The organism is Cuspidothrix issatschenkoi CHARLIE-1 (assembly GCF_002934005.1).
Classification (GTDB): domain Bacteria; phylum Cyanobacteriota; class Cyanobacteriia; order Cyanobacteriales; family Nostocaceae; genus Cuspidothrix; species Cuspidothrix issatschenkoi.
On the sequence record NZ_PGEM01000073.1, the window covers coordinates 10794 to 20865 of the forward strand.

8 protein-coding genes are annotated in these 10072 nt (G+C 37.4%); 6 read left to right on the plus strand and 2 right to left on the minus strand.

What is annotated here, in order from left to right:
* Positions 1 to 185: 185 nt before the first annotated feature.
* Positions 186 to 1172 carry a PRC-barrel domain-containing protein gene (locus tag CUN59_RS10715; protein ID WP_104387833.1) on the minus strand — a complete coding sequence of 329 codons (987 nt, stop codon included), beginning with the start codon at positions 1170 to 1172 and terminating at the stop codon, positions 186 to 188.
* A gap of 555 nt (positions 1173 to 1727) precedes the next feature.
* Between CUN59_RS10715 and CUN59_RS21420 the strand changes: the two genes are divergently transcribed.
* The 5 genes from CUN59_RS21420 (at position 1728) to CUN59_RS10740 (ending at position 4283) form a co-directional block, all read left to right on the plus strand.
* Positions 1728 to 1904 carry a hypothetical protein gene (locus tag CUN59_RS21420; RefSeq protein ID WP_165790184.1) on the plus strand — a complete coding sequence of 59 codons (177 nt, stop codon included), beginning with the start codon at positions 1728 to 1730 and terminating at the stop codon, positions 1902 to 1904.
* A 45-nt stretch (positions 1905 to 1949) separates the two neighbouring features.
* Entirely contained in the window at positions 1950 to 2369 is a 420-nt protein-coding gene (locus CUN59_RS10725) for a hypothetical protein (RefSeq protein WP_104387834.1), read from the plus strand.
* A 160-nt stretch (positions 2370 to 2529) separates the two neighbouring features.
* Positions 2530 to 3375, plus strand: coding sequence for a coiled-coil domain-containing protein (locus CUN59_RS10730; RefSeq protein WP_104387835.1), 846 nt, complete (start codon positions 2530 to 2532; stop codon positions 3373 to 3375).
* Between the two features lie 45 nt (positions 3376 to 3420).
* A complete protein-coding gene (locus CUN59_RS21725; RefSeq protein WP_228039583.1) occupies positions 3421 to 3822 on the plus strand; it encodes a PLC family EF-hand domain-containing protein in 402 nt (133 codons plus the stop codon).
* An 11-nt stretch (positions 3823 to 3833) separates the two neighbouring features.
* Complete coding sequence (locus CUN59_RS10740; protein ID WP_104387836.1) at positions 3834 to 4283, plus strand: HNH endonuclease; 450 nt, start codon at positions 3834 to 3836, stop codon at positions 4281 to 4283.
* A 104-nt stretch (positions 4284 to 4387) separates the two neighbouring features.
* Here the strand turns inward: CUN59_RS10740 and smc are convergent, their stop codons facing one another.
* Positions 4388 to 7990, minus strand: a complete 3603-nt coding sequence (gene smc / locus CUN59_RS10745; RefSeq protein ID WP_104387837.1) for a chromosome segregation protein SMC — start codon at positions 7988 to 7990, stop codon at positions 4388 to 4390.
* Positions 7991 to 8253: 263 nt separating this feature from the next.
* Here smc and CUN59_RS10750 point away from each other — a divergent pair, with 263 nt between their 5' ends.
* On the plus strand, positions 8254 to 9702 hold the full coding sequence (locus CUN59_RS10750) for a glycoside hydrolase family 13 protein (protein ID WP_104387838.1): 1449 nt from the start codon (positions 8254 to 8256) through the stop codon (positions 9700 to 9702).
* Positions 9703 to 10072: the final 370 nt, after the last annotated feature.

A 10072-nucleotide genomic window follows, 5' to 3' on the forward strand; every position in this document is an offset into this window, starting at 1 on the left:
ATTCCCTGCGATGCACTGAGCTTGTCGAAGTGTTCCCTCTCCTCACAGACAACTTTTTCAGCAAACCCTAAATATTTATGTCAATTATTTAATGATGACAAAGGCCAAATTTCCGATATGTATAACTTGTTGATGAATAAAAAATAACCCCCTCCTATTTGTAATATAGAGGGGGTTCACAGAACTTAATATCCTTCTTCTTCGTATTCCACTTGTCGTTCCTTGACCTTTTTGGGAATATTTACGGGCTTTGGTGCATCATCCCAAGCATCACCATCTAGATCATCATCATAGTCATCATACTTGTCTGCATAAGTCTTTTTAGCCGGTTTGGCTTCGTATCTTGGAACTTCCTGATAACTATCCCTTACCGTTGCATCACTCCAGTTATCTTCTTCATCTTCTTCATACTGAATTGACTCTAAGGAACGAGCTTTCATCACTTGACGCTGGGGTCTTTCTTCTTCTACATAGTCTTCCGTCCATTCCTCTTCTTGGGCTATGGGTTCGGGAATACGGACTTTTGGCCGAGGTGGTTGGAGGGGTACACCACTAGGCAATTGATTGCTGGGTGAAACTGTGCGGGGTGCGCTGTAACCAAATTCTTCTTCTGCGTCTCTTTCCCAAGGGGCTTTACCAATACCTAGCCGTTCTAAAACGCCTACAGTTAGCTGGTTTACTCTTTCTTCAGCACCTTCAAATACAATTAACCGACTTGGCCCGGTGCTGACAACTTCATCTATGGATAGTTCGTAGGTACTCAAAAACTGGTCTGGAATTTGGGGTAAACCCAAGGAGGCAATGACGATGGAGTATATTTTCCCCGTTTCGCCATTAAATTTAAAGCCTCTGACCTTGCCTAAGACTTCACCTGTTTCGGTGATGACTTCCCAGTTCATGAGGTTGCTGAGAATCTCTACTTCCACATCTTCGATGACATCCTCGTTATCCACTAAGATGACATCACCTATTTGGTTGATGGTGTTGAGATACATATTACGAGGCAGACTAGACATAGAGATCAGGCTGTCTCGCAAACTAAGTGCTACAACTTCTCTTTGATCAACATCAACCCAGACTTGACTCACGATACCTAACCGCTTGCCGTTGTCGCGGGTAATTACCTGAGTGTTTAATATATCGGAACGTCTAATTACTTGTTCTGAGGTCATTCTATAGGTCGTCCTGTTCTCTTAGCGTGCCGTAGGCAATCTCGAATTCGGTTTATGTATATGTCTATTTTTAACAGAAATTTGTCAGTTATCGGTTATATACTTCTTTCCTGTTCCCTGTTTCTTAACTAGATGATTGTAACTTAATATCCAAAACTTGAGTATACGCGCCTTTGGACTGAGTTAGGCCAATTGTGCGCTGTGCTGATTATATCATCAAATGGCGCAAACTCACAACTATAAACTGTGCCTGTTCCGCCTGTTGTTTAATCATTCTAGCTAATCATTCCTAGTTTGGCCGATCTAAAAGTTCGAGTTCTGTCATGGAAATTGTTGTGGTGAGCCTTGCTAAGAAGCGGTCTTTTCTGACCCAGGTTGGGACGGTCTACCACATCCTCTAACAACAAAAAATTTGCACGGCATCTTCAAAATCAGCCAAACCAGATTTGAACGCTGAATCGCTCTTTTCCTCGTATGTATCGTATATTAAGTATTAGAGCCCAAATCAAATTCCTATACTTCCAAAATTCATGTAATTACTACAAGGATTTAACTGTGATTACAAATGCTAGTAGCCTTACCCTTAGCAATCTCCGTCAAACCTTTGGCTTGAGACTCAATTCTGGCGATCGCTTTTTTGATGAATGGTTAAATAATTCACCAACACTAACCGAAGCGGAACTACAAGGATTAGATCGCCTCACTCGCAACTATACCTATCTCAGTGAATAAGAACCGCCCCTTGAAGAAATTATTAAGCTTGTCGTAGTATCGCCATTGCTAGATTTGGCTGGTTTCTATCAATTTCCTTTTTTGGTAAAAGCAGAAGTAAGTACCAGTATCGAAGTTGCTGACGAAGCTAATGCTATGGTGGTTCAAGGCAGAATTGATATTTTAGTAATCCAAGATAGTTTTTGGATTTTGGTAATCGAATCAAAACCTGCAAGGCTGGACGTTACCGCAGGAATTCCTCAAGCACTCACCTACTTGTTGAGCGCTCCTAATTTGCAGTCAAGTTGCTATGGAATGATTACAAACGGTAGGGAAGTATTGTTTTTGAAATGCGATCGCCACGAAGATGTCCCTCAATATACGCGATCGCATACTTATCGGTTACTTGAAAATACAGCGGAACGCATCCAAGTTTTGCAAGGACTTAAACAAATTGGATCTTATATTGGCGATTTGAGGCGTTAAGCAATCGCTTCACAAGTTGGCGCTGACTAACGTAAGGCGATCGCGCAAGTGCTAACTCATTCATATTAAAAAAGTGCTTTATAGTACAAATATACTTAAAATATAAATTGTCTATGTCTGAAAAGTAAATATTTTGATTGATGAAGTTTTGAGGGAATTTATGGCACCTAAAGGTCAATTACAAACAATTCTAATGGAAAAATATGGAATTAATAAAAATATCAGTGCTGCGTTGAATAAAGAAGAGTGTGAACAAATTATTGACATTCTTGATAGTGAACCTATAACAGTTAAGTTAATTGAATCATTTGCTGAAAAAAATGCTGATCTTCGTAAAAACAATGCTTCGCTTGGAAGTAGACGTTATCACGCTGAAACAAAACTTTCATCTTTACAATCTGAATATTTAGAACTGCAAGAATCTATTAAAAATATAGAACTACTAAAATCAGAATCATCTTTACGGAAGCAAGAATTACAACAGGAAACTAGAAAACTAGAAGAGGATATTCAACAAGTTACAACAGAAAATAAAAATCTCAAAACTCAATTAGAATTATTAAATCAGAATAACCAAAATTTAACTAATGTGAATTTGCAATTAGAAAAAGAAAATGAAGAATTAAAATTATTAGAAAATGAATTATTCTTGTTGCAAAAAGAATACAGAGAGTTACAAGAATCTATTGAAACCGTAGAAATATTAAAATCAGAATCAGCTTTACGGAAGCAAGAATTAGAACAGGAAACAAGAAAATTAGAGGAAGATATTAAACGCATTACGAAAGAAAATAAAAATCTCAAAACTAAAGTAGATACATTAAGTTATAATAATCAAGAGTTAACTGAAGCTAATAGTCAGCTACAGAAAGATAATAGACATTTGAAAAATATAGTAGATCAAATCAGACTTCAATTAACAATCAAGATGAATAGTTTATTGAGATTACAAGATAGTGAGATTCGGAAAGGTTTAATCAAGTTATTACAATCCATACAGGGTTAATTATTTTTTATGCTTAATTATAGAAATAAGAGAAATTTTCAAGGGATGAGTTATCGCGAACTGCAAAAACATAACTCACAAAATAGAATTAAATTATCTCCAGCAGATCAAAAATGGTTAAAAGAAAATGGTTATAAAAATCTTGGTTGGGATAATGTGATTAATCTCCATAACACCATTCAAGATTTTTTAGTAAAGTATCAGGTAGAAGATTTAACCCTAGAAGAATTATTTTTAGAAGCGGATCGTATTGGTAATAAATATCTGACGGAGGATGAAATACAAGATTTTCACCAAAAACTAGCAAAAGAACTTAATGAACTTTCAGAGGAGATAGATAAACAATTTCCCCAGACAGAAATGGAAATTATTGATTTTAGTCAAAATGCTAAATTTAAACCTACAAAAAAGCGCAATCAAAAAACATATAGAACTATAAAATTATAGGAATAATAAATATGAGCTTAGAAAATAAAGATATTGGGGAATTATTTAAACTTGCAGATAAAATTGGTAAAAAGAGATATCATAAACTGACTGAGCAAGATTTTGATAATTACAGAAAATTTGACAACTGGAGATATATTAATGGTGATTCAGAATGTGGAACAACTGAGGAAAGTAAAATATGGGTAAGAGATAATTCCGATTATTATTGTCCAATTTGTGACGATAAATACAGAGAAGATAATGGAAGAAGTATTGATCATAAGTTACCAAGATCACAATATCCTTGGTTATCATTAGATTTTCAAAATTTATGGGTCATTTGTCGAAATTGTAATTTGGAAAAAGGAGAAATGCACTGGTATGAATATGAACATTATATTTTTACAAAATATCCCGAAATTTATCCTTTTATAAAATCTGTACGTCCTGAAAGTTTGCTTCAGTCTTTAAAGGAATAAACTAATTTAAGTAAATAGCGATCGCATTTCTGATGTAGAGTAAACAGCGATCGCTTCACAATTATTTATCTTATGCGATACTGTCTAGTAATTCAATGATCAGATTATTGTAGTTTAATCCCCAAAACCTGAGTATAAGCACCTCTAGCTTGAGTCACCCCAATTGTCCGCTGTGCTGATTCTATCATTGGACGGCGCAAGCTCACAACTATAAACTGTGCTTGTTCTGCCTGTTGTTTAATCATTCTCGCTAACCGTTCCACATTTGCACCATCTAAAAACATATCCACTTCATCAAAGGCGTAAAATGGAGAGGGACGATAACGTTGTAGAGAGAAAATAAAACTTAATGCAGTTAAAGATTTCTCTCCCCCTGACATAGAAGCAAGACGTTGGACGGGTTTTCCTTTGGGATGTGCGACTAGGTTTAAACCACTGTTAAAGGGGTCTTCGGAGTTATCTAGTTGTAAATAACCGTCACCATCGGAAAGGGTAGCAAAAATTGATTGGAAATTCTCATTTACTGCGTCGAAAGCTTCTTTAAATGCTTTTTGTCGGAGGGTAGTGAAGTTTTCAATTCTTAATAATAATTCTGTTCTTTCACCTTCCAAAGTCTCTAATTTTTCGGTGAGTTCTTGGAGACGACCTTGGACTTTATCATATTCTTCTAAAGCTAACATATTTACAGGTTCCATTGCCTGTAAACGTTTACCTATACTCCGCAATTCTTTTTGTAAGTCTTCTAAATCAACTTTCGCAGGAACTTCTGGTAAAGGATTGGGTAATTCTGCACCTAAATCTCGCAATTGGGTTTGTAATGCTGTTAAATCTTCCCGGCGTTTTTCTTGGGTTTCTTGCAGTTTCTCAATCTCCCATTGTAATTGTTGTTGACGCAATAGGAGCGATCGCAATTCGGTTTCTGCTGTATCTCGATTTTTCTTTTCTTCCCCTAAATTCTCTTCTAATTGACCCAATTTAGCTTGAATTTCGGTAATTAAACGATTCAATTCTTCAACTTGACTATTAACCGTTGTTTGTTGCTGTTTTCCTGTGGTTTCTTCTTGTTGATATTGAATAACTCTGATTTGGGATTCTTCTATTTTTTCTTGTAATCGTTGTTGTTGATTTTCGAGATTTTTTAATTGTTGTTGCACATCTCTTAACGCGGTTTCTCGTTGTTGTAATTCCTGTTCTTGGGTTTTAATGATAGCTTGGATTTGTTGCCATTCGCTGGGGGTTTGGGAAGATTCCAACTCAGCTAAAGTATGTCTCAATTGTTGTAATTGAGTTTCTTGTTTTGGTAATTCCCGATTTAAAATTTCTAAACGGGACTGTGCAGTGGTTAATTTTTCGGTATTTTGGGAAAGTTGGGTGCGGGTGGTTGTTAGTTGCGCGGTTAAATTTTTAATCTCTTTTTGTAACTGTTCTAAATATAATTGTTTTTCTCTGCGTCCTTGACGTGCTTCCGTTAATTCTAAAGTTAATGTTTTAGTGCGAGTTCCTAAAGTAGCAATTGCTTCTCCACAACGTTCTAAAATACGATCAATATCTATTAAACGAGTTTTTAAATTAGCAACTTCTTGAGATTCTCCAACTTCACCATGATCAAAGCGTAAAGATGAACGTTGACTTCCACTACCTCCAGTCATTGCGCCGCTTGTTTCTAATAATTCCCCTTGTAATGTGACTATACGATATAGTCCCATGTTTTTCCGGGCTTGTGCCAGGGTGGCAAATACTACCGTTGCACCAAAAACATAGGCAAATACATCATGATAACGGCGATCGCACTCTACCAAATCTACCGCATAACTGACAAATCCATCAGCTAAACGCAGAGTTGCATCCTGGGTAAATTTCGGTACTTTAATCTTATTTAAAGGTAAAAAAGTTGCTCTTCCTGCCCGTTTTTGTTTCAAGAGTTCAATCCCGGCTGATGCGACGCTATCATCTTCAACAACAATATGCCCTAAACGCCCACCACCAGCCATTTCTAAAGCTAATTGATATTTAGGATCTACCTTGCCTAATTGCACTACCAAACCGCATAAACCGGGCATTTCTGACTGTAAAATTACTTTACTAGCTTGTGTTCCTTGTATCTCCTGTTGTGCCTGGGTTTGTGCTTCTAATTTATCTAATTGACGTTGTTTGTCCCGTTGTTCTTGTAAAAGTCGTTTTTGAGTATCTTGTTGAATTTGTAACTCTTGTTCCGTCGCAGCGAGATTTTCGGCTAAATTTTGAATAGGTTGGGTAGAAGCATTAAATTCTGTTTCTAAACGCCCATATTCAGCTTGTTTTTGGGCTAATTCTGGTTCTAAAGTGGCAATTAACTGAAATTGTTCAGAAATCAGTTGTTGTAATTGAGTATTCCGTTCCTGTAATTGTGCTTGTTCGGTGCGTTGGGGTTCGAGAATATGCAATAAAGATTCAATTTGCCGATTTAAAGCTGTTTGTTGTTGTACCCAAACTTCGGAAGCGATGGCAATTTCCGCAGCAGCTTGACGAGAGGCATCTAAATTTTGTTGAGCTTTATCTCTTTCTGTTTGTAGAGATGTGACATTCAACATTTCTACATTTTGTTGTTTTTTAGCTTCCTCTAAAGCAAGTTGATATTGCTGAATTTCTTGATAAGTTTGATTTAATCGCTTTGTAGATTCTTGAATAGATGTTTCTAACTCCCGTTGTTGTCGCTGGAGTTGTTTCCGTTCCGCTTCTTGGGTAGCGAGATTAGACTGAACAGCAAGAAGTTCCTCCTCACCCAAAGCTTTCACCCGCAGATTTAGCTGCTCTAATTCAGTAGTTTTTTGATTAATTTGGGAATTAGTTGTATTTAACTGAGTAGTAAAATCACTGGAATTGCGATCGCCCTCTTGAACTTGTGCAACCAGCTTTTCCTGCTGTGCTTGGAGAGAACGCCAAGATAACACCGCTTCCCAGGATTGTTTTTGAATAAATTCAATTCGCAATAATTGATACTTTTCTGCCTTAGCCTTATCTTGAGATAGGCGATCGCATTGTACACTTAACTCAGTTTGAATAATCCGACAACTATCTTCTTTATCCTTCACATCATCTAAAGTAGACTTAGCTTGGAATATTTTCCGATCATAGGTCGCCACCCCGGCCAACTCATCAATAATTTCTCGACGTTCCCGCGCATTCATAGAAATGATGCTGGTAACATCACCTTGTAACACCACATTATAGCCTTCAGGATAAATCCGTAACCCCTCCAAATCCTCATGTAACTCAGACAGAGTACAGGCCACACCATTAATATAGTAATTGGATGTATAAGTTCCTTGCTGAGTCACCCGTAACCGTCGAGTCACACTCCACTCGGATGATTTTGGATTTTGGATTTTGGATTTTGGATTTTCTTCCGTTTCTGGTGTTTCTTCTGCCGCCTCTACTTCTGTATTAAAATCAGCAATATCAGAAATATCAAAAGTTACTGTTACACTAGCTTCTAGTGCCGCACGTCCCTTATGTTTTTGGGCATTATTTACCAAGTCTGGTAAACGTTCGGCACGCATTCCCTTAGAACTAGCTAGTCCCAAACAAAACAGCAACGCATCAAGAATATTTGATTTACCAGAACCATTAGGACCAGATATGACAGTACACCCCGGTAGGAGAGGGACAGCAGTAGTCCCACCGAAGGATTTAAAATTGGTAAGTTCAACGCGCTTGACGTATACCATGAGTCACTGGTTAACTGGAAAAGAGGTTAAGTAAACAAGTCTACCAATTATTTATCCTTTCGTAACTAGGAAAGAGGGGAAGTTTGCTTAGAACTTACGCACAAATCATGAAGGAATAAACCACGTTCACCGAAGGTGTTCCCGCAGGGTAGGACACAAAGGACACGAAGGAAAGAGAGTTTGAGAGATATTTTGGGTAAGTTCTGTTGGTAATTGATATTTTGCTCCATGTTCAGGATTCATCTTTCTAAATATATAAATTTATGGAAATTCAAACGCCAGATTGGGTTAAACACGCGGTTTTCTATCAAATCTTTCCCGATAGATTTGCCAGAAGTCAACGTTCCCGTGACAGTTTCTTAAATAATAGCAATTTAGAAGCCTGGGATGCACCACCTACTCTCCAAGGTTATAAAGGTGGTGATTTATGGGGGGTGCTGGAAGAATTAGATTATATCCAAAGTTTAGGGGTGAATGCAATTTACTTTACACCCATTTTTCAATCTGCTGGTAATCATCGTTATCATACCCATGATTATTATCAAGTTGATCCAATGTTAGGGGGAAATCAAGCTTTGCGAGAATTGCTAGATGCCGCCCACGCCCGTAATATGAAAATAGTTCTTGATGGTGTCTTTAATCATTCTAGTCGAGGCTTTTTCTTTTTTCATGATGTGTTAGAAAATGGTTCTAATTCTCCTTGGGTAAATTGGTTTAAAATTCAAGGTTGGCCACTTGCACCCTATGATGGTCAATTACCTGCTAATTATGATTCTTGGGCAGGAATTCGCTCTTTACCAACCTTCAATCATGATCATCCAGATGTGCAAGAGTATATCATGAAAATTGCCGAATATTGGTTAGAATTTGGCATTGATGGTTGGCGCTTGGATGTACCCTATGAAATTAAAACTCCAGGTTTTTGGCAGGAATTTCGCCAGCGAGTTAAAGGTATTAATCCTGATGCTTATATTGTCGGGGAAGTTTGGACAGATGCTAGTCCATGGCTAGATGGTACACAGTTTGATGGAGTCCTGAATTATTTATTTAATGAGGCAGTTATGGCGTTTGCTGTGGGCGATCGCGTGGTATTAGATTTAGTAGAATCTCAGAGTTATTATCCCTACCCTCCCCTAGATGCGGTTGGTTATGCAGCCAAAATTCACAACCTTTTAGAACTCTATCCTTGGGAAATTCAACTCACACAATTAAACGTCCTCAGTAGCCATGATACCGCCAGATTAATGAGTATTGCCGATGGTGATCAAGCAAGTGTAGAATTATGTAATCTCTTATTATTCACCTTTCCCGGTGCGCCTAGTATTTACTATGGTGATGAAGTGGGTTTACCTGGAGGAATTGACCCAGACTGTCGGCGCGTTTTTCCCTTAAAATCTGAGTGGAATCAAGAAGTTTTAAATACGCACAAACAATTAATTTCTTTACGTCAAAATTACCCAGCTTTACGCATTGGTAATTATCAAGTTCTCTATGCAAAAGAAACAGTTTATGTATTTGCCAGAATTTTAGAAAATGAAGAATTAATTATTGCTGTCAATGTCGGGACTGAATCTATGACAGTGAATATAGATTGTCATAGTTTAAAATCTCAACCTAATCAAATTTTATTTGGTACAGGGGAAATTACATGGCAGGGTGACAATATTTTGTTGACTATTCCTCCTCGTAGTGGGTTCATTTCAGGACTATGATTTTTTTGATTTTTCCTAGGTTGGGTAGAACGAAGACCAAACCCAACATTAATTATAAGATGCCAATAAGGTATCGGCTCAATAAGTAGGGGCAAAAGAGGAAAATAAGTGCAACGAGGTACACACAGTGTGATAAAATAGGAGACATGACGCAAAAAATTATTGAGAGTGACAAATCAATATCAGATTTACTGCAAACCATCGAGCCAAAAGGGATTGCAGACGAATCAATGCGTCATACAGTAGAGATATTACTAAACTTAATAGAACAATTACAATAGACCTGTCCGAAAATTTAAAAAGCAGTCTGTGTCTGGCTTTGAGGATGTTCTCATGTCAGCCAGACTTGATGTAATCATGAGGGCTAGAG

Coding starts and splice junctions, on each gene's coding strand:
- smc (WP_104387837.1), bottom strand. CDS start 7,990: ATGGTATACGTCAAGCGCGTTGAACTTACCAATTTTAAATCCTTCGGT.
- CUN59_RS10715 (WP_104387833.1), bottom strand. CDS start 1,172: ATGACCTCAGAACAAGTAATTAGACGTTCCGATATATTAAACACTCAG.
- CUN59_RS10750 (WP_104387838.1), top strand. CDS start 8,254: ATGGAAATTCAAACGCCAGATTGGGTTAAACACGCGGTTTTCTATCAA.
- CUN59_RS10730 (WP_104387835.1), top strand. CDS start 2,530: ATGGCACCTAAAGGTCAATTACAAACAATTCTAATGGAAAAATATGGA.
- CUN59_RS21725 (WP_228039583.1), top strand. CDS start 3,421: ATGAGTTATCGCGAACTGCAAAAACATAACTCACAAAATAGAATTAAA.
- CUN59_RS10740 (WP_104387836.1), top strand. CDS start 3,834: ATGAGCTTAGAAAATAAAGATATTGGGGAATTATTTAAACTTGCAGAT.